General features: G+C 70.9%; 20 protein-coding genes. 12 read left to right on the top strand and 8 right to left on the bottom strand.

The features are described 5' to 3' along the window. Positions 1-36: 36 nt before the first annotated feature. The 5 genes from SB754_RS13555 to SB754_RS13535 all read right to left on the bottom strand — a co-directional run bounded on the left by SB754_RS13555 (position 37) and on the right by SB754_RS13535 (position 5,636). Positions 37-885 carry a carbohydrate ABC transporter permease gene (locus SB754_RS13555; protein WP_410782829.1) on the bottom strand — a complete coding sequence of 283 codons (849 nt, stop codon included), beginning with the start codon at positions 883-885 and terminating at the stop codon, positions 37-39. Further along, on the bottom strand, positions 882-1,859 hold the full coding sequence (locus SB754_RS13550; RefSeq protein WP_410782828.1) for a carbohydrate ABC transporter permease: 978 nt from the start codon (positions 1,857-1,859) through the stop codon (positions 882-884). The genes SB754_RS13555 and SB754_RS13550 overlap by 4 nt, the downstream gene beginning before the upstream one ends. Further along, a complete protein-coding gene (locus tag SB754_RS13545; protein WP_410782827.1) occupies positions 1,856-3,154 on the bottom strand; it encodes an extracellular solute-binding protein in 1,299 nt (432 codons plus the stop codon). The genes SB754_RS13550 and SB754_RS13545 overlap by 4 nt, the downstream gene beginning before the upstream one ends. Beyond that, positions 3,151-4,086: an N-acetylglucosamine kinase gene (locus SB754_RS13540; protein ID WP_410782826.1), complete on the bottom strand. Its 936-nt coding sequence runs from the start codon at positions 4,084-4,086 to the stop codon at positions 3,151-3,153. The genes SB754_RS13545 and SB754_RS13540 overlap by 4 nt, the downstream gene beginning before the upstream one ends. 320 nt (positions 4,087-4,406) lie before the next feature. Continuing rightward, the gene (locus SB754_RS13535) at positions 4,407-5,636 is read right to left on the bottom strand and encodes an ROK family protein (protein ID WP_410782825.1); all 1,230 of its coding nucleotides are present in this window, start codon (positions 5,634-5,636) and stop codon (positions 4,407-4,409) included. A gap of 268 nt (positions 5,637-5,904) precedes the next feature. Between SB754_RS13535 and SB754_RS13530 the strand changes: the two genes are divergently transcribed. The 3 genes from SB754_RS13530 (at position 5,905) to SB754_RS13520 (ending at position 8,296) form a co-directional block, all read left to right on the top strand. Beyond that, positions 5,905-6,327 (top strand): hypothetical protein, encoded by a 423-nt coding sequence (locus SB754_RS13530; protein ID WP_410782824.1) that lies wholly within the window; start codon positions 5,905-5,907, stop codon positions 6,325-6,327. An 81-nt stretch (positions 6,328-6,408) separates the two neighbouring features. Further along, complete coding sequence (locus SB754_RS13525) at positions 6,409-7,035, top strand: TMEM175 family protein (RefSeq protein WP_410782823.1); 627 nt, start codon at positions 6,409-6,411, stop codon at positions 7,033-7,035. 82 nt (positions 7,036-7,117) lie between these two features. Next, positions 7,118-8,296 carry a MalY/PatB family protein gene (locus SB754_RS13520; RefSeq protein ID WP_410782822.1) on the top strand — a complete coding sequence of 393 codons (1,179 nt, stop codon included), beginning with the start codon at positions 7,118-7,120 and terminating at the stop codon, positions 8,294-8,296. A 156-nt stretch (positions 8,297-8,452) separates the two neighbouring features. Here SB754_RS13520 and SB754_RS13515 read toward each other — a convergent pair whose 3' ends face one another. Beyond that, the gene (locus tag SB754_RS13515) at positions 8,453-9,760 is read right to left on the bottom strand and encodes an O-acetylhomoserine aminocarboxypropyltransferase/cysteine synthase family protein (RefSeq protein WP_410782821.1); all 1,308 of its coding nucleotides are present in this window, start codon (positions 9,758-9,760) and stop codon (positions 8,453-8,455) included. A gap of 193 nt (positions 9,761-9,953) precedes the next feature. Between SB754_RS13515 and SB754_RS13510 the strand changes: the two genes are divergently transcribed. From SB754_RS13510 to SB754_RS13500, 3 genes are all read left to right on the top strand, one after another. Beyond that, entirely contained in the window at positions 9,954-10,829 is an 876-nt protein-coding gene (locus SB754_RS13510; RefSeq protein ID WP_410782820.1) for a helix-turn-helix transcriptional regulator, read from the top strand. 573 nt (positions 10,830-11,402) lie between these two features. Then, positions 11,403-12,365: an NAD-dependent epimerase/dehydratase family protein gene (locus tag SB754_RS13505; protein ID WP_410782819.1), complete on the top strand. Its 963-nt coding sequence runs from the start codon at positions 11,403-11,405 to the stop codon at positions 12,363-12,365. After that, positions 12,362-13,192: a GNAT family N-acetyltransferase gene (locus SB754_RS13500; protein WP_410782818.1), complete on the top strand. Its 831-nt coding sequence runs from the start codon at positions 12,362-12,364 to the stop codon at positions 13,190-13,192. Before SB754_RS13505 ends, SB754_RS13500 begins: the two co-directional genes overlap by 4 nt. On the opposite strand, the gene SB754_RS13495 is transcribed toward SB754_RS13500, so the two are convergent. Beyond that, positions 13,149-14,186, bottom strand: coding sequence for a LacI family DNA-binding transcriptional regulator (locus tag SB754_RS13495; protein WP_410782817.1), 1,038 nt, complete (start codon positions 14,184-14,186; stop codon positions 13,149-13,151). The two genes, SB754_RS13500 and SB754_RS13495, sit on opposite strands and share 44 nt — an antisense overlap. A gap of 182 nt (positions 14,187-14,368) precedes the next feature. Between SB754_RS13495 and uxaC the strand changes: the two genes are divergently transcribed. The 4 genes from uxaC (at position 14,369) to SB754_RS13475 (ending at position 19,671) form a co-directional block, all read left to right on the top strand. After that, positions 14,369-15,799, top strand: coding sequence for a glucuronate isomerase (gene uxaC, locus SB754_RS13490; protein ID WP_410782816.1), 1,431 nt, complete (start codon positions 14,369-14,371; stop codon positions 15,797-15,799). Next, the gene (locus SB754_RS13485; RefSeq protein ID WP_410782815.1) at positions 15,796-17,232 is read left to right on the top strand and encodes a mannitol dehydrogenase family protein; all 1,437 of its coding nucleotides are present in this window, start codon (positions 15,796-15,798) and stop codon (positions 17,230-17,232) included. The genes uxaC and SB754_RS13485 overlap by 4 nt, the downstream gene beginning before the upstream one ends. Then, positions 17,229-18,446 (top strand): glycoside hydrolase family 1 protein, encoded by a 1,218-nt coding sequence (locus tag SB754_RS13480; RefSeq protein ID WP_410782814.1) that lies wholly within the window; start codon positions 17,229-17,231, stop codon positions 18,444-18,446. The genes SB754_RS13485 and SB754_RS13480 overlap by 4 nt, the downstream gene beginning before the upstream one ends. A gap of 424 nt (positions 18,447-18,870) precedes the next feature. Next, positions 18,871-19,671, top strand: a complete 801-nt coding sequence (locus SB754_RS13475) for an SDR family oxidoreductase (protein WP_410782813.1) — start codon at positions 18,871-18,873, stop codon at positions 19,669-19,671. Here the strand turns inward: SB754_RS13475 and SB754_RS13470 are convergent. Next, positions 19,649-22,282, bottom strand: coding sequence for a family 78 glycoside hydrolase catalytic domain (locus tag SB754_RS13470; RefSeq protein ID WP_410782812.1), 2,634 nt, complete (start codon positions 22,280-22,282; stop codon positions 19,649-19,651). The genes SB754_RS13475 and SB754_RS13470 overlap by 23 nt on opposite strands. Before the next feature lie 126 nt (positions 22,283-22,408). On the opposite strand from SB754_RS13470, the gene uidA reads away from it, so the two are divergent. Both uidA and manD read left to right on the top strand, forming a co-directional pair. Further along, entirely contained in the window at positions 22,409-24,259 is a 1,851-nt protein-coding gene (uidA, locus tag SB754_RS13465) for a beta-glucuronidase (protein WP_410782811.1), read from the top strand. Then, on the top strand, positions 24,256-25,494 hold the full coding sequence (manD, locus tag SB754_RS13460; RefSeq protein ID WP_410782810.1) for a D-mannonate dehydratase ManD: 1,239 nt from the start codon (positions 24,256-24,258) through the stop codon (positions 25,492-25,494). The genes uidA and manD overlap by 4 nt, the downstream gene beginning before the upstream one ends.

The raw sequence follows: 25,494 nt of genomic DNA, 5'->3' as shown, positions 1-25,494 counted from the left end.
TTTCCTTACGGTTGCAGGGTCGGTCGGAAGGGCGGATCATCCCTTGACGGCGCCGGCCGCCATGCCGCTGACGACGTAGCGCTGGAAGATCATCGCGACGATGATCGGCGGGAGGGCCGCGATGATGCCACCGGCGGCCACCAGCCCGAAGTCGGTGGTGTACCGGCCGGCGAACTCGCTGATCGCGACCGGCAGCGTCTTCGCCGCGTTCGACGAAGTGAAGATGAGCGCATACATGAACTCGTCCCAGGCCAGCAGGAACGCGAACATGATCGCGGCGAAGATGCCCGGCCGGGCGGCCGGCAGCACCACACGGAACAGCGCGCCGAGCCGTGAGGCGCCGTCGATCCGCGCAGCCTCCTCCAGCTCCTCCGGGATCGTCAGGAAGTAGTTGCTGAGGATCCACAGCACGAACGGCACCACCAGCGAGCAGTCGACGATGATCAGGCCGATCACGCTGTCGAGCAGCCCGAGCGAGTTCAGGATGAGGTACAGCGGGATGAGCAACGCGATCTGCGGCAGCATGTACGTCGCCAGGAACAGGATCAGCACCGCCTGACGGAACCGGAACCGCAGCCGGGCGAACGCGTACGCGCCCAGGATGCCGACCACCATCGAGACGGCGACCGTCCCGACCGCGACGATCGTCGTGTTGGCGAGCGCCGCGCGGAACGTCGCGCCGACGCTCTCCGCGCCGCCGCGGAAGATCAGTTCGTACCGGCTCCAGTCGAGCGTGTCCGGGATCCACTGCAGCGGTGTGGAGATGAGGATGCGCTGCGGCGTGACGCTGGCGATCACCATCCACCCGAAGGGCAGCAGGATGACGACGGCGACGACGAGCGCGGCCAGGTGGACGAGGATCGAGTTGCGGGTGGCGCGTTTCACAGCAGGCTCATCTCGGATCGGCGCAGCATGCGCAGGTAGATGAAGGTCAGCACCAGGATGACCAGCACGATGATGTACGAGAGCGCGGCGCCCATCCCGAAGTTCTGGTCCGAGAAGGCCGTCGTGTAGGCGTAGTAGGCGATCGTCTGGGTGCCGTTGACGGGCCCGCCGCGAGTCATCGCGTAGATGATGTCGAACACCTTGAACGCCTCCACCGTGCGCAGCACGAGCACGATGGAGATGGAGGGCACCAGCATCGGCAGCACGATGGTGCGGAAGATGCGCGGCCAGCTCGCCCGGTCCATCTTCGCCGCCTCGTACAGCTCGCTCGGGATGGACGTCAGCCCGGCGAGCAGGAAGAACGCCACGAGCGGCGTGGTCTTCCAGACGTCCGCGACGATCACCATGTTGAGGGCGAGGGTCGGGTCGCCGAGCCACGCCTGGTACTCGTGGATGATGCCCAGCTGCGTGAGGGCGGCGTTCAGAGCGCCGTACTGCGCGTTGAAGATGCCCTTCCACATCGCGGCGTTCACGATGGTGGGGATCGCCCACGGGATGATGACGACCGCGCGGAACAGCCAGCGCGCCCGCAGCTTTGCGTTGAGCAGCCCCGCGACGATCAGGCCGAGGACGAGCTCCAGCGCCGTCGAGACGAGCGTGAAGTACAGCGTCCGGCCCATCGCCGCCCAGAAGCCGGAGGACGACAGGACGTCGAGGTAGTTCTGCAGCCCGACGAACGGGGTGTCGGTCGCCAGCGCCGAGTTGACCTCGAAGAACGAGATGAGGAGGGTGCGGAGGATCGGGTAGACGATCACTCCGAACACCGCGACCGCGGCCGGCAGCAGCAGCCAGAAGGCGAGCCTGCCCTGGTTGTCGCGCCTGCGGCGGGTGCGGCGCCCCCGGGGGACCGGAGTGCCCGGGTTTCCCGGGGTGCGCCGCTCCGTCTCGATGTCGGCGACCGACACGGCCGTCATCCGTTCTGGTTCGCGGCCTTCACCGCGTCGTCGAGGGCCTGCTGCGGCGTCTTCTTGCCGAGCAGCGCGTTCTGCAGCTCCACCTGGATGGCCTGCGAGACCGTGTTGTAGTTCGGCACCGGCGGCCGCAGGATCATCGAGTCGTACGCCTTGCCGGCGGCGGCGAAGACCTCCGGGTTCGTCTCGGTGATGGCCGGCTTGGTGTAGCTCGCCTTCCAGTTGGTCATCGAGCTCTTCACGTACTTGTCCTGCACGGCCTCGCTGGTCATGTACTCGATGAACTTCCAGGCCGCCAGCTGGTGCTTCGACTTCGCGCCGATCGCGAGCGCCATCGAGCCGTTGACGCCGGGGTTGTCACCGCTCGGGCCCGCCGGCGGGACGGTGACGGCGATCTTCCCGACCACCTGCGAGATGGAGGGGTCGTTCTGGTCGCGGAAGGTCGACTCCCAGTTGAGCTCCATGGCGGTCTTGCCCGACGCCATGGACTTGTCCGTGTCATCCTCCAGGAAGGTCGTCGAGGCGGGGTCGGTGAGGCCCTCGTCCAGCGACTTCTTCATGAACTCGAGCGCCTGCACCCCGGCGCCCTTGTTGATGTCGAGCTTGCCGCTGGAGTCCGTGAACTGGCCACCGAAGGCGCCGAGGAGTTCCGCGTAGTCGCACACCAGGGCCTCGGCCTGCGACCAGCTCCACGCGATGGGGTACTGGACGACGCCCGCGTCCTTCAGCTTCTTCGCGACGGCGAGCACGCCATCCCAGGTCTTCACGTCGTCGGCGGTGGCGCCGACCTTGGCGAGCATGTCCTTGTTGTAGAAGAACAGCTTGGTGGACGGGCCCCACGGGACTCCGTAGTACTTGCCCTTGTACTCGGCGCTGGTGAGCGCGCCGCCGAGCATGTCGCTCTTCCACGAGGACGGGAAGCGCTTGGTGACGTCGGTGATGATGTTCTTGGAGGCGAACTCGGCCGGCCAGATCACGTCGAGGTGCACGACGTCGTAGGTTCCGGCGGGGGCCGACGTGACGATCTTGTCGTGCAGCGCCTCGTACGCCACGAACGTCGGCTTCACCGTGATCTTCGGGTTCTTCGCCTCGAAGTCCTTGATCATGGTGTTGACGTCGGACTCCGAGTAGCCCGCCTGCTTCATGAACAGGGCGTTGATCGTGCCCGTGCCGTCGCCCTCCCCGCCCGACGAGCCGCCGGCGCCGGTGACGCTGCACGCGCTGAGGGCGAGGGCCGCGGTGGCTGCGAGCCCGAGGGCCGCGAGTGCGCGGCGGCGCCCCGTGGATGTGATTCTCATGACTTCCTCCGTGTGTTCGATGGTGCGAAGGGGACGACAGTGGCCGCCTCCGTGAGCCGCCGGGCGAGCGCGAGGGCGCCGCGCACCGGGGCGACATCCAGCAGGTGGATGGAGTGGGTGAGCCCGCGGGCGCGCAGGCGCTCGCCGAGGGCGTCGAACAGTCGCGGCTGGTGGCTGATCACGCCGCCGGCGCAGACCACGTCGGCGCCGGCGGCTCCGCGTCGGTGGACGAGCTCCACGCTGCGGGCGAGCTCGTCGGCGGCCGTCTCGACGACCCGCGCGGCGCGGACGCTGCCCGCGTCGGCGGCGGCGAACACCAGCGGCGCCGCTGCGCCCCAGGCGGTGACGCGGGGACGCAGGGTGAGGGCGTTGGAGAGGCCGACGATCTCGTCCACGCCGAAGTGCGCGTAGAGGGCGTCGGCGAGCAGGTCGCGGGGCTCGTCCTCGTCGACGGCGTCGAACAGGGTGCGCACCGCATCCCGGACCAGGGCGGGCGCGCTTCCGGGGTCGTTGAGGATGTAGCCGTAGCCGCCGGCGCTCACCAGCGTGCCGTCGGCGCGGCGGCCGACGACCTTGCTCCCGGTGCCCGCGATCACCGCGATGGCCTCGTCGAATCCGGCGGCCGGGCCGACCAGTTCGACGTCGTTGACCGCGAGGGCCGGTCCGTCGTGGAGGGCCGCGAGGGTCTCGGAGAAGGCGAGGGTCTGGGCGTCGCTGTCGAGCCCGTGGGCGCCGACGACGAGGGGCGCTCGGTCGGCGCCGGGGACCTCGTCGAGCAGGGCGAGGAGGCTGCGGACGTTGTCCTCCGAGTGGAGGTGGCCTCCATGCTGCCAGTCGGCGCTCTGCACCGACCGGTCGAGGAGCGCGGCGCCGGCGTCGTCCTCGACGCACACGTGCGTCTTGGTGCCGCCGATGTCGATTCCGACGATCACGTCTGCTCCTCTGCGTCGTTGAAGGGGTTCTTCTTTCCTATCGGAGTGAGAAGAAGTTGCGATAAACCTAGGGTGCGCTTCCGCCTCCTGTCAAGAGCCGTCCCTCCCCTTCGTCGCCCTCTCCTCGCTCCCGCCCTTCTCCCGATTCGTGACGAATCGGTGCTTTCGCCGCCCCGAACGCCGCATTCGTCACGAATCGGGCAAGGGGGAGAGCGGGAGGGTGGTTCCCGATTCGTGACGAATCGGTGCTTTCGCCGCCCCGAACGCCGCATTCGTCACGAATCGGGCAAAGGGGAGAGCGGGAGGAGGCGGAGAGCCGGTCAGAAGGCGAGGTAGGCGAAGCCGTTGACCTCGGCGGCGGCGAGTTCGGCAGCGCCGAGCAGGACGGCATCCTCGCGGTGGGTCGCCGGTTCGATGCGCGGGACGCGGATGATGCGGCCGCGCAGCCGCTCCTGGATGCCCGGGATGACCATGTCCGAGCTCCCGACGAAGCTGCTGCCGACGACCACCAGCTCCGGGTCGAGCACGATCACCAGGGCGGCGACGGCGATCGCCACCATGTCGAGGATCTCATCGGCCAGCTCCTGCGCGTCCGCGTTGCCGTCGCGGGCCAGCTCGAACACGTCCTCGGCGGTCAGCGTGCCGGTCGCCGGGATGGGCATCCCCCGCTCCCGGGCCCGCTGCGTCAGGGCGAGCGAGCCGATGCGATCCTCGAGGTCGCCGCGTGCGTCGTAGGAGCGCTCCAGTGAGGACCGCTCCATCAGCAGGTACCCGATCTCGCCCGCCTCCGCCCGCGCTCCGCGGTGCAGCTCTCCGTTTGCGACGATGCCGGCGCCGAGCCCGTTCTCCAGGAACAGGGCGACCAGGCTCGACAGGCCCCGCCCGGCTCCGCCGTGGAGCTCCCCGTAGGCGAGCGCGTTCGCGTCGTTCTCCACCACCACCGGCAGGTCGGTGCGCTCCCGCAGGAGCGCGCCGAGCGGGACTCCCGCCCAGCCGAACTCCGGCATGGTGCCCACGATCCCGTCCGGCTGCTGCACCACGCCGGGAACGGCGATACCGACCGCCAGGCACGGCGTCCCCATGGAGTCGGCGGTCGCGATGAGGTCGTCGAAGAGCCGGAACACCTTGCGGAGTTCGCGGTCCTGCTCCGGCGGCGCGGTTCCGTCGCCTGCCGCCCCGGTCTGCTCCGGCCGACGCGCTCCCAGCGCGACGGACCTGCGGAACACCACCTTCCCGTCGAAGTCGACGAGGATGCCGGTGACCGTCTCGGCGCGCAGCTGGATGGCGGCGACCAGCCGCGAACTGCCGGCGTAGCGCAGCAGCACGGAGGGGCGGCCTCCGGTGCTCGGTTCCTGTCCGGCGGGCACGACGAGACCGTCCTCGATGAGGGAGGCCGTGAGCCGGTTGATGGTCGCCGGACTGAGGCCCGTCTTGGCGCCGAGCTGCTGACGGGAGAGGGCGCCCGACTCCCGCAGCGCCTCGATGATGGCCGTCTGGTTGACGCGCGCGAGGGTGCTCGTGGTCGCCGTCGCACGCGTCCGCTTCGCCACCGGCGCCTCCTCATCCCTGGGGCCGCGGGGCGGCCTGCGGAAACTTTACTATCGGACTGGATGGATATGCGCCAGTGCCGTCATCCGTCCTGCACGATCCCCTGTCGTCGGCCTCAGCCTACCGACGGGCGCGGCGGAGGCGCGGCGTGCGCGCCTGTCGGAGCGCGTCCCGCAGCTTGGCCTGCAGCCCGACCTGCAGCGTGACCCGCAGCGGGGGCACTCGAACTGGGGCGAGCACCCGCCGGAATCGGGGGCCTACCGTGGCGGCATGTTCCGGTTCCCCCGTGTGACGAGCCGGCGGCCTGATCCCGCCGTCGGCTCGTTGCTGGCCGGCGCCATGGCCGGGGGCATCCGCGACATCTACGGGCACACCGTCACCTACGTCCCCGAGGACCTGGTCTACGTCGAGCGTCTGTTCACCGAGCTCCAGGCCGAAGAGGGCTTCGTCGGCGACGACTTCACGCTGCAGAGCCTCGGCTGCCTGATCGGCGAGATCCTGGTGCGGACGGACGGCGGCCACTGGACTGCGGCGGCTCGTCGTCGCGGAGCCGGGGACCGCGACGACGCCGGCCTCGAGGTCCTCCTGCCGAACGGCCGGTCGGTGAACCCGATCCGCGCGGCCTACGACCGAGCCGACCGCGGCGTGGACTCGTCCGTCATCCGGTTCCGTCAGGTCGCGCTCGCCTCCTGAGCCGCGCACGGGGTGCGGCGGGCGGTCCTGTGCGGCATGATCGTGCCCGGGAGCACACCCTCCCGCCGAGGAGGGGCGAGGATGTCGAAGACGCGACTCGAAGCGTTCAGCGACGGCGTGCTCGCCGTCGCCATCACGCTGCTCGTCCTCGACCTGCACGTCGACCCCGGTCGGCCGGGCGGCCTCTTTGCGCAGCTCGCCGCCGAGTGGCCGTCGTTCGTCGCGTACGTGGTGAGCTTCCTAGTCATCGGCGTCATCTGGGTCAACCACCACGCCGTCGTGCGGCTGGTGGAGGTCGTCGACCGGCTGCTCCTGTTCTGGAACCTGATGCTGCTGATGTTCGTCACCACGCTGCCGTTCACCACTGCCACGCTCTCGGCTGCGCTGGCCGGCGGAGACCCGGGCGACATCCGGCTCGCGGTCGTGCTGTACGGCGGGGCCATGACGGGCGTCGCGATCGCCTTCACCCTCCTGCACGGCCGGATCACTGCGCAGGAGGTGGCCTCCGGCCGCCTGGATGCGGCTGGCCGCCGCCGCTCTCTCATCCGCTTCGGCGCCGGCACGGTGCTGTACCCGGCCATGACCGCGATCGGGCTGGTCAGCGCGCCCGCGATGCTCGCGCTGGCCGCCGCTCTCAGCCTCTACTACCTGTTCAATCAGACCGGCGCGCGGGAGGACGACCCCGCTCTGGGCGAGAAGCAGCCCTGATCGGCGCGGGCGCGCATCCCTTTCGCTACGGTTTTTGACGACGCTAGTCGCGGGATGCCGCGCACTGCGGCACAGTGTCCCAATGAGCTTCGGACCGGCACGTTCCCTCGAGCAGCTCTTCGCGACCAGATCGAGCATCAAGTGGCGCCGCTACCCGGCGGACGTCCTGCCCGTCTTCGTCGCCGAGATGGACTTCGACGTCGAGCCGGCCATCCTGGACCGCGTTGCCGAGACGCTGCGCCACTCGGACACCGGCTACCTCGATTCCGCCGGCCCGCTCGCGCCCGCTTTCGCCGCCTTCGCCGAACGCGAGTGGGGCTGGAGCGTCGACCCGGAAACCGTGCACCTGGCGACCGACGTGACCGTCGGCGTGGTGGAGGCGCTGCGGCTCGCGCTGCCGGAGGTCGGCGGTCGAGTCGTGCTGACGCCTCCCGTCTACCCGCCGTTCTTCGAGATGGTGGACGAGGCGGATGCCGTCGCCGTCGCGGTGCCGCTGCTCGAAGACGAGGACTGGTCCCTCGACCTCGCCGGCATCGAGCGTGCCTTCGCGACGGGGGCGGACGCGCTGCTGCTCTGCAACCCGCAGAACCCGACCGGGCGATGTCACAGCCGCATCGTCCTGGAGGCGCTGGCGGAGCTCGCCGCCCGCTACGGCGTCTTCATCGTCAGCGACGAGGTGCACGCCCCGCTCGCCCATCCTGGTGCCGTCTTCACCCCCTTCGCGCCGATCGCCCGGGCCGCGGGCGCCCGCTCGGTGACGGTCACCTCCGCAAGCAAGGCCTGGAACCTCGCCGGCCTCAAGTGCGCGGTCGTCGTCGCCGCCGACGACTGGTCAGCCCGGCTGCTGACCGCCCTGCCGGAGGAGCTCGCGGCGCGCACCAGCATCCTCGGCCTCCACGCCAACGTGGCCGCCCTCTCCTGCGTCGCCTGGCGGGACGATCTGGTCGAGCTGCTGGTCTCCAACTTTCAGTTGCTGGAGGCCGAGTTGGCCGCCCAGGCGCCCTCAGTGCGGGCGATCCGTCCCGATGCGGGCTACCTGGTGTGGCTGGACTTCCGCGACGCCGGGCTCGGTGACGACCCGGCCCGCGTCCTCATCGAGCAGGGCCGGGTGGCCCTGAATTCAGGACTCGCGTTCGGTGACCCCGGGCGCGGGTTCGCCCGCATCAATCTGGCCTGCAACCCGTCGACCGTCGTGGAGGCGGTGCGCCGCATCGCCGTGACGGTCGCCGCCGCACGGTCGGGCGCTCTGCTCGCCGGCTGAGCCGCGGCCGCGTCGCGAACCTACCGTCGGAGACGGGACTCCGAATCTTCGACCGACCGCGGTGCAGCAGGAGATGTAGCCCGTATCGGCTCGTATCTCCGACGCTGGGCGGCGTATCTCCGACGCTGGGCGGCGGATCTCCGACGGAAGGTCAGGTCAGGCGCGCGTGCCGGCCGCTGTCAGACCGCGGTCCAGGTCGTCGACCAGGTCGCGGACGCTCTCCAGCCCGATCGACAGGCGGATGAGTCCCTCGCCGATCCCCGCCTCCGCCCGCTCCTGCGGGGTCAGCTTGGCGTGGATGGTGCTGGCGAGGTGGATCGCGAGCGTGCGGACGTCGCCGATGTGCGTCATCGGCGAGATCAGTTCGAGGGCGTCGATGAAGCGGCGTGCCGCCTCCCGTCCTCCGGCCAGCTCGATCGAGACGATGGAGCCCGCCCCGGACGGCAGGTAGCGCTGCGCCAGCGCGTGGTACGCGTTCGACGGGAGGCCCGGGTAGTGCACCTCGGCGACTTCGGGGCGTCCCTCCAGCCACTCGGCGAGGGCTTGTGCGCTCGAGACGTGCCGATCCATCCGCACGGACAGCGTCTCGATGCCGTGGAGGAGCAGGAAGCTGCTGGTCGGCGGCACCGTGGGCCCGTACTCCAGCACGATGACGCTGCGCACGTAGGCGAGGTACGCGCCGGCCCCGAAGCGCGCGGAGAATGACGGGACGCCCTCCCGCGGCGGCGCGGCAAGCTGCGGGAACCGCTCCGCGTGCGCGGCCCAGTCGAACCTCCCTGCGTCGACGATCGCGCCGCCGATCACCGAGGCATGGCCGGACAGCCACTTCGAGGTCGAGTGGATGACGATGTCGGCGCCGTCCTCGATCGGCCGCCACAGGTACGGCGTCGGGACGGTGTTGTCGACGACCAGCGGGACGCCGGCGTCGTGCGCCAGCCGGGCCAGTCGCTGGATGTCGACCACCTGGCCCAGCGGGTTCGGGAGCGTCTCGGTGTAGACAGCTTTCGTGGTCGGACGGAAGCGGGAGGCCCACTCGGCGTCGTCCGCGTCGTCGGGGACGTACTCGAACTCGATGCCCTGCCGCGCGAGAACGCCGCGGAACATCTCGCGCGTCCCCTCGTAGAGCGACCGGGTGGCCAGGATGTGGTCCCCGGCGGCTGCGAGGGCGCTGATCGCCGTGGCGATGGCCGCCTGGCCGCTGGCCACGACGATGCCGTCGACGCCGCCCTCCAGGTCGGCGATGCGCTGCCCGGCGACGGCGTTCGTCGGGTTCTCGTTGCGCGAGTAGGCGCGGTGGGCGCTGCGCCCGGCGAAGCGGTCCTCGCCGTCGTCGAAACTGTCGAAGACATACGCCGCCGTCTGGTAGATCGGGGTCACGCGGGAACGGGTCTCGGAGTCGACCACCGCTCCTGCGTGGATCTGTCGGGTCTCGAAGTCGAGCGGGCGCGGGGAGAGGCCTGGCATGGGGTCACTGTAGTGAGAGCGGGCGACCCGTGCCAGGATGTTGCGCCATGCGACGACGCTATTCCTTGCCGTCGGGCTTGTCGTCGTCACGCCATCCACCCTCGCCCGGCGAGCAAGGAGCAGGGAGTCCCTGGTGAGAGGTGTACTGACAGGGCATCCCTCGGCTCAGGATGGGCGGCCTACTCTCGTTCGCATGGACAACCGAGCAGAGGTCCGCGAGTTCCTCATGTCGCGACGGGCCAAGGTGACGCCGGAGCAGGCGGGCCTCAGCGCCGGATCGGGCCGCCGCGTCGCCGGGCTGCGCCGCTCGGAGGTGGCGATGCTGGCCGATGTAAGCGTCGAGTACTACGCGAAGCTGGAGCGCGGTGCGATCGCCGGCGTGTCGAGCGCCGTGCTCGACTCGGTCGCGCAGGCGCTGCAGCTGGACGACACCGAGCGTGCGCACCTGTTCGACCTCGCCCGGGCCGCCGACGGCATCCCGCTCTCGGGGCGGCAGCGCAAGCGGGTGACGCGAAACCCGGCGACCCGTCCCAGCCTCCACTGGGCGCTGGAGGCCATCACCGAGGGTGTCGCCGTCGTGCGCAACATCCAGTCGGATGTGATCGCGTTCAACGCGCTCGGCCGCGCCTTCTACTCGCCGATGATCGGCGATGGGGGCCGGACCCCGAACTTCGCGCGGTTCCAGTTCCTCGACCCGGCGTCGCGCGACTTCTACCCCGACTGGGACCTGTTCGCGGACATGTGCGTCGCGGTCATGCGCGCGGAGGCCGGGCGTGACCCGCACAACCGGGCGATTCAGGACCTCGTCGGGGAGCTGTCGACGCAGAGCGACACGTTCCGCCGGCTGTGGGGCGCGCACAACGTGCGCACGCACGGAACCGGGACGAAGCGCTTCCACCACCCGGTGGTCGGCGACCTCACCCTCGCCTTCGAGGAGCTGGCCATCACCGCCGAACCCGGCCACGTCCTCCTGCTCTACACGGCGGAGCCGGGCTCGCCGTCCGCCGAGCGGCTCCGCCTCCTCGCCTCCTGGGCCGCCGAGCGCACCCCCACCGGCACCGCCACCTGAGCCGCCCCTCGGCGGGGCGGGTCCGGCGAGTCCCCACCGCCCACCGTCGAGTACACACTTTCTGCACGTTCTGGCGCCGAAAACGTGCAAGATTTGTGTACTCGACGGTGGGCGGCGACGCGAGAACGAGGGGCAGCTGTGGATCGAGCGGGATGCGGCCGGGCAGATCGTCGGGAGCACCGGGTTCGAGCTGAACCGCTCCGGACCGTTCTGGCAGAAGCTCGGATTCGCGCGCGCGGATCGGGACGAGCTGGCGTCGGCGCTGCCGGACGCGCATCAGGTGCGTCTCTTCGTCGAAAGCGGTCAACTCCAGCGCGAGGTCGCCTGGTCGCTGACGCTCTGACGCTCTGACACTCTGACGCGCACCTTCGCCTCCCACCCCCAACCGGCTGCGCCCAACATCGAGTACACAGAACTTGCACGCTTTCGCGCCGAAAACGTGCAAGAAGTGTGTACTCGACGGGGGTAGGGCGAGCCCTGTGGGAGTCGCGGGAGAAGCGCCGAGCCACGGGCGTGAGTTCGCGGGGAGCAGACGCAGTGGCCGCAGGACCTCGCGAACGGTTGGATGGGGGGATGCGACGTGTGCTGGTGCTCGGCGGGACCGGGTGGTTGGGGCGGGCGATCGTCCGGGAGCTGCTCGCGGGCGACGCCGAGGTGACCTGTCTGGCCCGCGGTGAGTCGGGGGACGTCCCGCACGGAGCGCGCCTGGTGAGTGTCGACCGTCGTGCCCCTGGCGCGTACGACGGCGTGCGCGCGGAGTGGGACGAGGTGATCGAAATCGCCTACGATCCCGAACTGGTCGAGCCCGCCCTCGGCGCACTCGCGGACGATGCCGCGCACTGGACGCTGGTCTCCACCGTCTCCGTCTACGCCCGCAATGACGAGCCGGGCGCTGACGAGTCCGCCGCGCTCGTGGAGCCGTCCGACCTGACGCAGTACGCCGACGCGAAGGTCGCCGCCGAGCGTTCCACAGCGGTCCGGCTCGGTGAGCGCCTCCTGATCGTGCGACCCGGACTCATCGTCGGCCCCGGCGACCCGAGCGACCGGTTCGGGTACTGGCCGGCGCGGCTCAGCCGCAGAGGCCCGGCGCTCGTCCCGACCCCTGAAGGTCGTTTCGTCCAGGTCATCGACGTCGCCGACCTCGCCGTGTGGATCGCGAGGGCGGGGCGCGACGGGACGGTCGGCGTCGTCAACGCGGTGGGGAACGTTCTGCCGATGGACGAGTTCTTCAGCGCTGCGACGGCGGTCGCCGGTTACGACGGCGAGCTGCGGGAGGTCGCCGACGGCGCGCTGCTCGCGGCGGACGTGCGCTACTGGGCCGGCCCGCGATCCCTTCCGCTGTGGTTGCCGCTGTCGGATACCGGGTTCGCCCAGCGCTCGAACCGTGCCTTTCTCGAAGCCGGCGGGCGGCTCAGACCGCTGAGGGACACGCTGACCGACGTGATCGCCGACGAGCGCGCTCGCGGCGTGGATCGGGAGCGGCGTTCCGGCCTGACTGCGACCGAGGAGGAGGCGGTGCTCCGCAGTGTTCGGTGACGGTAGAGTGCTGGACGCATTCGACCGAAGGAGCCGCCATCACGCACGACGTCCTCCCCCCGTTCGTCCGTACCCACACGGTGAGGGCGCAGTCCTCGGAAGCACGCGGCGACCTGGCGTGGTTCCGCACCGGGGCTCCGCATGAGGAGCTCAACGGCGTCCTCGTCACGAGTCCCGACCGAGTGGATGATGCGCTCGCCACGATGGGCGACGTCCCGGCCCTGTGGCACTCCTGGCCGGGGAGGGAGGCGTTCGACGTCGAGGCGGCCCTGCGCGCACGCGGGTTCCGGTTCGTGGAGGAGGAGCCGGTCATGTCGATGCCGATTCCCGCCGGCCGGCTGTCCCCGCTGCCCGTGGAGTTCGGGGAGTCCCGCCGACCTCTGCAGCCCGACCCGCAGGTCCGCATCCGCGCCGTCGACGACGAGCAGGACCTGTCCACCTGGGCCCGCGTGTGGACCGGCGCCGATCCCGACCGGCGGATCGTCGAGGCGCTTGCCGCTGTCGGGCTCGGCGATGGGCGCGCTGTCACCCACCTGCTCGCCGAGGTGGACGGCGTCGCGGTCGGCTGCGCGGCGGCGGTGGTCGCCGGCGACGCCGTGGCCGTCGAGCACATAGTCACCGCAGCCTCCCACCGGAGGCAGGGCATCGGCACTCGCCTCACCGTCGCCGCCCTGGAGACCGGCCGGCGTCTCGGAGCCGCGACGGCCGTCCTGACCGCGTCGCCGGACGGTGCTGCGATCTACCGGCGTCTGGGGTTCGTCGAGCGCGACACCGTGCGGCGCTTCACGCGCGACCCTCGCGCAGGTCGGCGACCGACTCGCGGCTGATGTAACGGGTCGGCAGGCTGGGAGCGGCGCCCTCGGAGCTGCCCGAGATCTCCTCGAGCAGGCGGCGGACCGCCTCAGCCCCGGCCTCGCGCAGCGGGCTCTTGATCGTGCTGAGGGCCGGCGTGGTGAGGTCGGCGCCGAAGATGTCGTCGAAGCCGACGACGCTGAGCTTGCGCGGCACATCGAGGTCGCGGTCGCGCGCCGCGCGCAGCAGCCCGAGGGCGAGGAGGTCGTTGTAGGCGAACACGGCGCTGACGTCGGCGGCCAGCACGCGCGGCAGCGCCTCGCCTCCGCCTTCCAGCGTGGGGGCGACGGACGCGATCTCGACGATCGACATCTCCCGGTCGAGTGCGTACTGGAACAGCGTCCGCCAGCGCACCTCGTTCATCCACGACGTCTCGGGGCCCGAGAGGTAGGCGATGCGCCGGTGCCCGCGCTCGCGCAGTTCGTCGAGCGCGGACGAGATGCCGGGACGCGGATCCGGGATGATGTCCGGCACGCCGGGGACCTGCCGGTTGGCGACCACCAGCGGCTTGGCGGCGGCGAGTTCGGCGATCTGCTCGTCGGCGAGGCGCGACGCGACGAGGAAGAGCCCGTCGACGGAGGTCTGGATGCGCTCGGCGGTCGCCAGCTCCAGCTCGGGCGACTCCTGCGACTCGGCGAACACCAGCGTGAGGCCGTTCTCGGTGGCGACCCGTTCCGCTCCGCGCACCAGATCGAAGTAGACCGGGTTGGTGATGTCGGACAGGAGGAGCGCGAGGGTGCCCGTCTTGCCGGTCGGCAGCGCTCGGGCCATCGGGTTGATGCGGTAACCGAGGGCGTCCGCCGCCTCGCGGATGCGCTGCTCGGTCGCCGCGTTGAGCCGGCCGGGCTTGTTGAGGGCACGCGAGACGGTGGATGGGCTGACCCCGGTCGCCTTGGCGACGTCGTAGATCGTAGCCGGAGGCCGGCGGACGGTCACCCGCGCGGGCTCGGCGGTCTCGACCTCGCTCATGCGATCCCCTTTCCGGACGCCGTCGCCGCGATGCGGCAAACGGTTGGCACAGTCTAGCGGCCGAGCCCGATACTCCGGGCGAAGCCGCATCCGCGAATCGGCTCCACCACACCGGGAGCCGCTGCCGGGCACGCGTACGGCAACCGGTTGACAAACTCGGCGCGAAACGGTGGAATGGCCGTATGCTCCAGCCGCGACGTCGCGACCCCGACCGCCTCCTGCCCGCCGATCCGACCACGCGGGGGCTGGCGCGTGAGCTCTACCAGCGGGTGGCCGCGGCCCCGATCATCTCGCCGCACGGTCATGTGCCGGTCGAGTGGCTGGCCGAGGACCGTCCGTTCAGCGACCCGGCGGACCTGCTGGTCACCCACGACCACTACGTCACCCGCCTGCTGCACGCCGCCGGAGTCGACCTCCGTGACCTGGGCGTGGGAACGGAGACGGACCCGCGCGCAGCGGCCGACGGTCGTGCGGCCGCCGACCCCCGCGCGATCTGGCGCCTGCTCGCCGAGCACTGGCATCTCTTCGCCGGCACCGCCTCCGGCTATTGGCTGGAGGACGGCCTTGCGACCGTGCTCGGCATCGACGAGGCGCTGACCCCGGAGTCGGCCGACGACGTCTACGACGAGATCGCCGCGCGGCTCGCGGAGCCCGAGTTCCGTCCGCGCGCGCTGTTCCGCCGGTTCGGCATCGAGGTCCTGGCCACCACCGACGACCCGCTCGACGACCTCAGTGCGCACGACGCGCTTCGCGACTCCGGCCTCGGGGGCCGGGTGCTTCCGACGTTCCGTCCCGACCGGTACCTGGATCCGGACGTCCGCGGCTTCGCCGAGAACGTCGGGCGCCTCCTCGGCGCCACCGGGCAGCCCACCACCTTCGCCGGTTACCTCGCGGCCCTCGAGGCGCGCCGTCGCCACTTCATCGAGCACGGCGCCGTCTCCGCCGATCACGGCGTGGAGGAGCCGGTGACGTTCGACCTGGAGCCGGAGGACGCCGAGCGGTTGTTCTCGCTGGTCCTCGCCGGGGCCGCCGACGCCGACGAGCGGCGCGTCTTCCGCGGGCACATGCTGTTCCAGATGGCGCGCATGAGTGTCGAGGACGGGCTGGTCATGACGGTCCACGCCGGCGTCGTCCGCAACCACCACACCCCGACGTTCCACGCCTTCGGGGCGGACACCGGTCACGACATCCCCTCCCGCACCGACTTCGTTCACGGCCTGCGGCCGCTTCTGCAGCGTTTCGGCAACAGCGACGGCTTCCACCTGGTGCTGTTCGCCGTCGACGAGACCGTGTACTCGCGCGAGATCGCGCCGCTGGCCGGCTTCTACCGGAGCGTCCACATCGGTGCGCCGTGGTGGTTCCTGGATGCGCCGGACGCGATCGCGCGCTTCCGGTCGGCCGTCACCGAGACGGCGGGCTTCTTCCGCGGCTCCGGCTTCATCGACGACACGCGCGCCTTCCTGTCCATCCCGGTCCGGCACGACACCGCCCGCCGGGCCGACGCGGCATTCCTCGCGCGGTATGTGGCCGAGGGCCGCATCACCCTGGATGCTGCCGAGCGGATCGCCGACGAACTGGTCGGCCCGCTGCCGAAGCGGGTGTTCAAGCTGTGACCGGCGCATCCACCGCGCCGTTGCTCGGCCGCGACGCACTCGCGAATCCGACGGCTGTCCCGCCCGTCCCGCCTGTCCCGCCCGTGCGGATCGTCCACCTCGGGCTCGGCGCCTTCCACCGCTCGCACCAGGCCTGGTACACGGCCCATGCCGTCGACGCCGACCGCTGGGGGATCGCCGCCTTCACCGGTCGCCGTCCCGACGCGGCCGACCTGCTGAACGCCCAGGAGGGCGTCTACACGCTGGTCGAGCGCGGCGCGGAGGAGGACCGGTTCGAGCTGATCGGCAGCATTGTCGCGGCCTCCGCCGGAGACGACATCGCCGCCTTCGTCGAGACGGTGGCGGCGCACGACGTCGCGGTCATCACGCTCACGGTCACCGAAGCCGGGTACCGGACGGACGCGTCAGGGAGGCTCGACCTCGCCGACTCGGACACGGTCATCGACATCGGGCTGCTCCGTCGCCTCGTCGGCGAGGCCCGTGACGCCGACGACGCCGACGCCGACGACGCCGGTGACGTCGCGAACCCCGGCGCCGCCCAGGCTCCCCGCACCGTCCTCGCCCGCCTCGTCCTCGGTCTCGACGCGCGCCGACGCGCCGGCGCCCCGCCCGTCGCGATCGTCCCGTGCGACAACCTGCCCGACAACGGCCCGCGCGTGCGCAGCGCGCTCACCGAGCTGGCCTCCCACGTCGACCCGGCGCTCGCCGCCTGGCTCCCGGATGGGACGTCCTTCGTCTCCACCTCGGTGGACCGGATCACGCCGCGCTTCGACCCCGCCGACCGGGAGCTGGTCGCCGCGAGCACCGGCCGGCGCGACGAGTGCCCGGTGGTCGCGGAGCCGTTCTCCGACTGGGTGCTGTCCGGCGAATTCCCGTCCGGCCGCCCGCAGTGGGAGACCGCGGGTGCGCGATTCGTCGACGACATCACCCCGTGGGAGGCGCGGAAGCTGTGGATGCTGAACGGCGCGCACACGCTGCTTGCCTCCGCGGGGCGGCTGTGCGGCCACGAGACGGTCGCCGAGGCCTTCGCCGATCCGGCCTGCCGTGCCGAAGTGGAGCAGTTCTGGGACGAGGCGACCCGCCACCTCGCCGCGGTCGAGACCGCCGAGTACCGGCAGGCGCTCGCGGAGCGGTTCTCCAACCCCCGGATCGTGCACCGGCTCGCGCAGATCGCGGAAGGCTCCGCGATCAAGGCGCGTCTGCGCATCGTGCCCGTCGCCCTGGCCGAGCGCGCCGAGGGCCGCCCGGCAACCGGATGCGCGACAGCCCTGGCCGCCTGGATCCTGCAGGACGCCGACGCCGTCGACGACCGCAGCGCCCTCGCTGAGTTGTCTCCCGAGCTGGCGGCCGACGAGGAGTTCGTCCGGACTGTCCAGCGCATCCTCCCCACCCTGACCGAACGTCACCGAGAGAAAGCACACCCGACCCGATGAACAGCTTCCCCGCCGGATTCCTCTGGGGCGCCTCCACCGCGCCGCACCAGATCGAGGGCAACAACCTGAACAGCGACTTCTGGGCCAACGAGGGCCGCGTCCCCGGCATGGAGCGCAGCGGCGACGCGTGCGACAGCTACCACCGGTACCGCGAGGACATGGAGCTGCTGGCCGACGCCGGCCTCAACAGCTACCGCTTCGGGATCGAGTGGGCCCGCATCGAGCCGGAGCCCGGACTCATCTCGCGCGCCGAGCTCGCGCACTACCGCCGCATGATCGACACCGCGACCGACCTCGGCCTGACCCCGTTCGTCACCCTCCATCACTTCACCAACCCCCGCTGGTTCGCCGAGCGGGGCGGCTGGATGGCTCCCGACGCGATCGACCGGTTCCGCTCCTACGTCGAGACGGCGACGACCATCCTCGACGGCGTGGAGTGGGTGGCCACGATGAACGAGCCGAACATGCTCGCCATGATGACCGGGATGGCCGCCCTGATGCAGCAGGCGCAGCAGCAGGGCGACGGCTGGCAGAGCCCCACCGTGGAGACCGACGGCCCCCGTCCGGCCCTCCCCGCGCCGAGCCCGGAGATCGGCCGGATCTTCGTGGAGGCGCACCACGCCGTCCGCGACATCGTGCGCGAGCGCACAGGTGCGAAGGTCGGCTGGACCGTCGCGAATCGCGCCTTCGAGACCCGTCCGGGGGGCGAGGAGAAGCGCCGCGAGCTGGAGTACATCTGGGAGGACCTGTACCTCGAGGGTTCCCGCGGCGACGACTTCGTCGGCGTGCAGTCGTACTCGGCCCAGTGGGTTGGCGCCGACGGCATCGAGCCGTACCCGCCCCACCCGGACAATACGCTCGTCGGGACGGCGTACCGCCCGGACGCCCTCGGCATCGCCGTCCGCCACACCGCCGAGGTGACCGGCGGCGTGCCCATCGTCGTCACCGAGAACGGCATCGCGACGCACGACGACTCCCGGCGGATCGCGTACACCGACGAGGCTCTCCGCCACCTCGGTACAGCGATCTCCGATGGGATCGACGTGCGCGGCTACCTCCACTGGACTCTGCTCGACAACTATGAGTGGGGCCACTGGGAGCCGACGTTCGGCCTCGTCGAGGTCGACCGGGAGACCTTCGTCCGTACCCCGAAGCCGAGCCTCGGCTGGCTGGGCGAGGTCGCCCGGCGCAACGCGCGAGCCGCCGCCGCCTGAGAGCTGTCCGGCGAGGGCCGGTGTCGGGTCACCGGCTCTCGCCTCGTGGAAGTTCTTCGCCTCCACGGCACAGCCCGGGCGATCGTCTTCCCGATAGACGACCGTCCGGGCCGAACCACCCCCCTGCGGACGTCTCGATGCAATCGGAAACAACGAATCGCCGGGGTCTGGGGCAATCTCCCACAGTCTCCCACTCCGTCGCCGTTTCTGCCACTGCTTGCGTGCCCACCGAGACGCCCCGAAGCTCCTTCCGCACCGCGGTCGGTCGGAGATTTCAGGCCCGATCTCCTACGGTGGCGGAGCCGAGCGCGGGCCGGCGCCTGCCAGGGTCTCCTGGCCCGCCATGTCACAATCTCCGGTTTTCCCGCGTCACACTATCGACGGGCCTCCAGCCCCGATCTGACATGACCGACGGGAGAGCATCATGAACGCACCCATCCTGGTGACGGGCGGAACAGGCACGATCGGGCAGCGGGTCGTCCCCCTGCTCCTGGCTGCGGGGGAGGACGTCCGCATCCTCACCCGCCATCCCGGGCAGGACGCACCCGGAGTGGAGCACCGGCAGGGGGACATCGTGGCAGGCACCGGCCTCGTGGAGGCTCTGGCGGGCGTCCGCACCGTGCTGCACCTCGCCGGAGGCCCGAAGGGGGACGAGGTGGCCACGCGGAACCTGGCGGAGGCCGCGCGCGCTGCAGGGGTCGACCATCTGGTCGTCATCTCCGTCGTTGCCGCCGACCGGGTGCCGGTCGGCTACTACCGTGCGAAGGCGGCCTCCGAGCGCGCCGTCGCGGAGTCCGGCGTGCCGTGGACCGTGCTCAGGGCCGCACAGCTGCACGAGTTCGTGCTGCCCGTGATCCGTGGCCTCGCGCGCCTACCGCTCACGCCGGTGCCCCGCGGCCTCCGGGTCGAACCGGTCCACGTCGAGGAGGTCGCTGCACGACTTGTGGAGGTCACCCTCGGCGATCCGGCCGGCCGCGTCCCCGACATCGCTGGGCCGGAGGTGCTCGACATCCCGCACCTGCTGGACGCGTACACCGAACCCCACGGTCGCCGGTATCCCCGCTTCCCGCTGCGGATCCCGGGCGCCGCCGGTCGCGCCTATCGCGCCGGCGACAATCTGGCGGACGCGTCCGCGGTGCGCGGGCGGCGGGGATGGGCGGACTTCCTCGCAGAAGAGGCGGCCATGCCGGCGGTCCCGGCCGTCAGGCGGCGGACGACACCGTGAACGCTCCCGGCCCCACCTCGACCGTGCGGCCGTCGGGCAGCACGACGACGCCGCGCGTCGCCGCCGGGACCCGCCCGCTGATCGTCATGGTTCCGTCCGCGATCCGCCAGGACGCCTCGATCGTGCCCTGCGACGTCGTGTGGGTGCCCTCGGCCCAGGTGACACCGCCGCCTGGCACCGGGCGGAGCACGAACGACTCCCACGCCACCGAGTCCGGCGCCTGATCCAGGCCCAGCAGGTGTGTGTGCAGGAAGCGGATGACGGCGCCCTTGCTGTAGTGGTTGAGCGACTCGTGGGCGCGGCCCTCCTCGTCGACCCCGTCCCAGTCCTCCCAGATGGTGGTCGCTCCCCGGTCGAGCATCCCGAGCCAGGAGGGCGACGTCCGCTGGAACAGCAGGCGATACGCGACGTCGGCGTGGCCGGTCTCGACCAGCGTCGGCAGGAGGTCCGCGGTGGAGAGGAAGCCCGTCCCGAGGTGCATCCCGGCGGCGTGGATGAGCTCGACCAGCCGGTCCGCCGCCGACGATCGGCGGTCCTCGGGGATGAGGCCGAAGCTCAGCGCGCGCACGTACGCGGCCTGCGTGTCCTTCACCGTCCGGCCCTCCGGGGTGAGGAACTCCGTCCGCCAGGCGTCGCGGATCCGCCCGGCGAGGTCCGCGTAGTGCGCGGCGTCGCCCTCCCGCCCGAGCACCGCGGCGATCCGGGCCAGGGTCGACGTCGACCGGTACAGGTAGGCCGTCCCGACCTCGCCCTTGTCCTCCATGAACCACGCCATCGGATCGTCCTGCACCGGGTCGATGAAGCCGCCGTCCGCGGTGCGGACCTTCGGCTCGCACCATTCGCCCCAGTGGAAGGAGCCGTCCCACAGGTACTGCTCGTGCGGCAGCGGCTCGGCCGACCGCTGGAGGCGCGAGGGATGCCGCTTGGTGCGGGCCGTCTCCAGCGCCCATTCCACCCAGCGGACCATGGCGTCCCAGTTCGCGGCGAGCTCGCCCTCGTCGCCGTAGGTCTCGTACAGCACCCACGGCACGTGCACGACGGCGTCGCCCCAGCCGGCCGAGCCGGTCATCTGCGCGATCTGCAGCTCGGGATGGTGCTTCACCTGCCGGCCGTCGGGCGAGAAGTTGGCGATGCGGCCGTCGTCCAGCTGGTCGTCGCGCACCGACTGCAGCCACTTACGGGTGAAGCCGTGCACGTCGAACAGGCGCACCGCGGTGGAGGCGAAGACCTGGTAGTCACCGGTCCAGCCGAGGCGCTCGCGCTGCGGGCAGTCGGTGGGGACGTCGACGGCGTTGCCGCGGAAGCTCCAGGCGGACACCTCGTGGAGGCGGTTCAGGTCGTCGTCGCTGCAGCGGAAGCTGCCCGCGGCGTCCAGGTCGGTCTGGACGACCTCCATGGTGAGGCTCTCCGGCGCGAGCGGCCGGTCGTCGTCGCGGGTGATGCGGGCGTACTGGAAGCCGTGGACCGTGTGGCGCGGCTCGAACACCGTGCCGGGCGCGCCGTCCGAGACCACCTCGTCCCGCTGGTCGAGCTCGACGAGGCCGTCGCCGGCGCGCTCGGAGTCGAGGTGCGACATGTCGAGGTCGCCGGACGGGTCCAGGTGCTCGCCGTGCTCGATCACGGTGCGGGCGCCGCGCGGTCCGAGGTCGGCGATGCGGAGCCAGCCGGAGGTGTTCTGCCCGAAGTCGGCGATCCAGGCCCCGGAGGCCGTGCGCGTCAGGGACTGGACGGCGCGCTCCTCGACGCGGCGTACCGGGGGAGCGGGCGACCAGGAGATCGGAGGGGCGGCCACGACGTCGACGCGCACCGGCCCCAGGAGTTCCGGCTCCCGGGTGAGGTCGGAGGCCTGCCCGTCCATCAGGTCCGCCCGGATGAGCGGCGAGGTCCAGTCGGTCCAGGTGCCGTCCGTCGCGATGACACGGCGGCTGCCGTCGGCGAAGGTCAGGTGCAGTTCGGCGCGCGCCGCGACCTGCTCGCCCCAGGCGGCCGGCGCGTGGAAGGCGCCCACTTGGCCGCGGAACCAGCCGTCGGTCAGCAGCAGCTCCAGCCGGTTGGCGCCGGCTGACAGCGCCGAGGTCACGTCCGTGGCCTGCGCGTAGACGGTGGTGTCGTAGGAGGTGGAACCGGGCGAGAGCTCGGCGGTGCCGGCGCGCTCGCCGTTGACGAAGGCTTCGTAGACGCCGAGCGCGGTCGCGTAGAGGCGCGCGCGGACGACCGGCGCCTCCACTGTGAAATCTCCGCGGAGCAGGTGACCGGGGCGCTGCCCGCGCTCGCCGGTGTCCGGCTCGGCCGGCGAGATCCACGCGCCCGTCCAGTCCTCGTCGAACAGGCCCGCCTCGAACGCGTGCTCGGCGCTCCAGGAGCCTCCCGCCCGCCGGACGCGCCACTGCACGCGCTCGCCGCTGCGCAGCGGCCGCCACGGCCACTCCACCAGTCGATGCCCGGTCACGATGGCCGACGGCAGGTCGACCCCGTCGATGGAGGCGGACAACTCGTAGCCCTCGGATGACCCGGCGGTCGGGTACCAGGAGAGCCGGGGCGACGGTCCTGCGACCGGGAACTGGTCGCCTCCTGCATCGATGCGGAGCCCAGTCGGAGCTGTTTCGGTCATCGGCGTCATCGCCTCCATTTCGCGTCTCGAACGGTGTCGGACGCTCCATTATGGCAATCGCTTGCCGAAATCGGCAAAACCTGGTGTACTTGGTCCACTGTCCCCGCAGTGCCGCGTAGGAGAAGCATGCTCAGCACCCGCACCACCCCCACCCGCGACGTCGTCAGCCTCGACGGTCTGTGGCGTTTCGCGCTCGACACCACCGCCGGCCCCGAGCCGTGGACGAGCCGGATCCCGGCCACCCTCGAAGCTCCCGTGCCGGCGAGTTACAACGACCTGTTCGTCGACCCGGCGATCCGCGACCACGTCGGCGTCGTCTGGTACCAGCGCGAGGTGCGCGTGCCCCGCGGCTGGGCCGGCGAGCGCGTCGTCCTGCGCTTCGGCTCGGTCACCCACGCCGCCCAGGTGTACGTCGACGACACGCTCGTCGCCGAGCACGTCGGCGGGTACACACCCTTCGAGGCCGACCTGACGGACGTCGTGGCGGCAGGTCAGGAGTTCCGCCTCACTGTCGCCGTCGACAACCGCCTGACGAACATCACCATCCCGCCGGGCAGCGTCGACACCCTCCCGGACGGCCGGCTGAAGCAGAGCTACTTCCACGACTTCTACAACTACGCAGGCATCGCCCGCTCGGTGAAGCTGGCCAGCACGCCGCGCGCTCACGTGAGCGACATCACCGTGGTGACCGGCATCGACGGAACGTCGGGCACGGTCGACTACACCGTGGAGGCCGCTGGCACAGACGGACACGACGTCCGGCTCCGCGTGCTGGACGAGGACGGCGTGACCGTCGCCACCGCAGAGGGCGAGACCGGCAGCATCCGCATCGACGACGTCCGGCTGTGGCAGCCCGGCGCCGCGTACCTCTACGACCTGGTCGTGGAGCTGACCCGCGACGGCGAGCTGGTCGACAGCTACACCCTCCCGTTCGGCGTGCGGACGGTGGAGGTGCGGGGGACCCAGTTCTTGATCAACGGCGAGCCCTTCTACTTCACCGGGTTCGGAAAGCACGAGGACACCCCGGTCCGCGGCAAGGGCCACGACGACGCCTACCTGGTGCACGACTTCCAGCTGCTGGACTGGACCGGAGCGAACTCGTTCCGCACCAGCCACTACCCGTACGCCGAGGAGGTGCTCGACTTCGCCGACCGCCACGGCATCGTCGTGGTCGACGAGACCGCCGCCGTGGGCCTCAACCTGGGCGTCCAGGGAGGCCTGACCGGCATCCCGCCGACACCGACCTTCGCCGAGGAGAACTTCGGCGGCGAGACGAAGAACGTGCACGCCCAGCACCTGCGCGAGCTGATCGCCCGCGACAAGAACCACCCGAGCGTGGTGATGTGGAGCATCGCCAACGAGCCGGCCTCCAACGAGGAGGGGGCCCGCGGATACTTCGAGCCCCTGGTCGACCTGGCGCGCGATCTCGACCCGACCCGTCCGCTGACCTACGCCGCTGTGATGTTCGCCAATCCGACGAACGACACCATCGCCGACCTGTTCGACGTGCTCTCGATCAACCGGTACTACGGCTGGTATGTCTTCACCGGCGACCTGGCCACCGCCGAGAGCGTGCTCGAGCAGGAGCTGCGCGGATGGGTGCAGCGTTTCGGCAAGCCGATCATGATGTCGGAGTACGGTGCGGACACGCAGCCCGGCCTCCACTCGGTGTGGGACATGCCGTGGACCGAGGAGTACCAGACCGACCTGCTGGCGGCGTACCACCGGGTGTTCGACCGCATTCCGGAGTTCGTGGGCGAGCACATCTGGAACTTCGCCGACTTCATGACCGGCCCGGGCATCCACCGGGTCGACGGCAACAAGAAGGGCGTCTTCACGCGCGACCGCAAGCCCAAGGGCGCGGCGTTCTCGCTTCGCGGTCGCTGGCGCGGCCTGGAGGGGCGCAAGCCCGGCTCGGCGCATGCTGGAGACCCGGCTGCGACCGACGCAGCAGCGACAGAAGGGACCGCCTCATGATCATCGACAAGGCCGAGGTCATCGTCACCAGCCCGGACCGCAACTTCGTCACCCTCAAGCTGACGACCGACGACGGCCTGACCGGTCTCGGCGACGCGACGCTGAACGGGCGGGAGCAGGCGGTCGTCGCCTACCTCACCGAGCACGTCGTCCCGCTGCTGATCGGGAGGGACGCGTCCCGCATCGAGGACACCTGGCAGTTCCTGTACCGCAGCGCGTACTGGCGCCGCGGCCCGGTCACGATGGCCGCTATCGCCTCCGTCGACATGGCGCTCTGGGACATCAAGGGCAAGGCCGCAGGGATGCCCGTCTACCAGCTGCTCGGCGGAGCCTCGCGCACCGGGCTGCTCGCCTACGGGCACGCATCCGGACGTGACCTGCCTGAGCTGTTCGACAGCGTCCGCGAGCACCTGGAGCAGGGCTACCGGGCCATCCGCATCCAGTCGGCGGTTCCTGGCCTGAAGTCGATCTACGGCATCGCGTCGAACGCCACCTACGAGGCCAACACCGGCGTCCGCTACGACCACGAACCCGCCCAGCGCGGCGGTCTGCCCAACGAGGAGGACTGGGACACCCGGTCGTACCTCCGCCACATCCCGACCGTCTTCGAGGCCGTCCGCGCCGAGTTCGGGCCTGAGCTGCCCCTCCTGCACGACGGCCACCACCGGATGACGCCCATCCAGGCCGCGAAGCTCGGCAAGTCGCTGGAGCCGTACGACCTGTTCTGGCTCGAGGATGTGACGCCCGCCGAGAACCAGGAGGCTCTGCGACTGGTCCGCCAGCACACCACCACTCCGCTGGCGATCGGGGAGATCTTCAACACGGTCTGGGACTACCAGCAGATCGTTCGCGAGCAGCTCATCGACTACGTCCGCTCGGCCGTCACCCACACCGGCGGGATCACGCACCTCAAGAAGGTGCTCGACTACGCATCCCAGTACCAGATCAAGTCGGGGATGCACGGCCCGACCGACATCTCGCCCGTCGGGATGGCCGCGGCCATGCACCTCGGCCTCGCCATCCACAACTTCGGCATCCAGGAGTACATGAAGCACGGCGAGAAGACGGACAGCGTCTTCCAGCAGTCCTTCACCTGGAAGGACGGCTTCCTCCACCCCGGCGACCAGCCGGGACTCGGGGTCGAGCTCGAGGTCGACGAGGCCGGGAAATACCCGTACATCCGCGCCTACCTGCCCTACAACCGGCTCGCCGACGGCACCGTCCACGACTGGTAA

The sequence above is a fragment of the Leifsonia sp. SIMBA_070 genome (assembly GCF_046534635.1).
Lineage (GTDB): Bacteria > Actinomycetota > Actinomycetes > Actinomycetales > Microbacteriaceae > Leifsonia.
The sequence above is the reverse complement of the archived record's forward strand: the minus strand, read 5'-3'. Positions and strand labels throughout refer to the sequence as shown.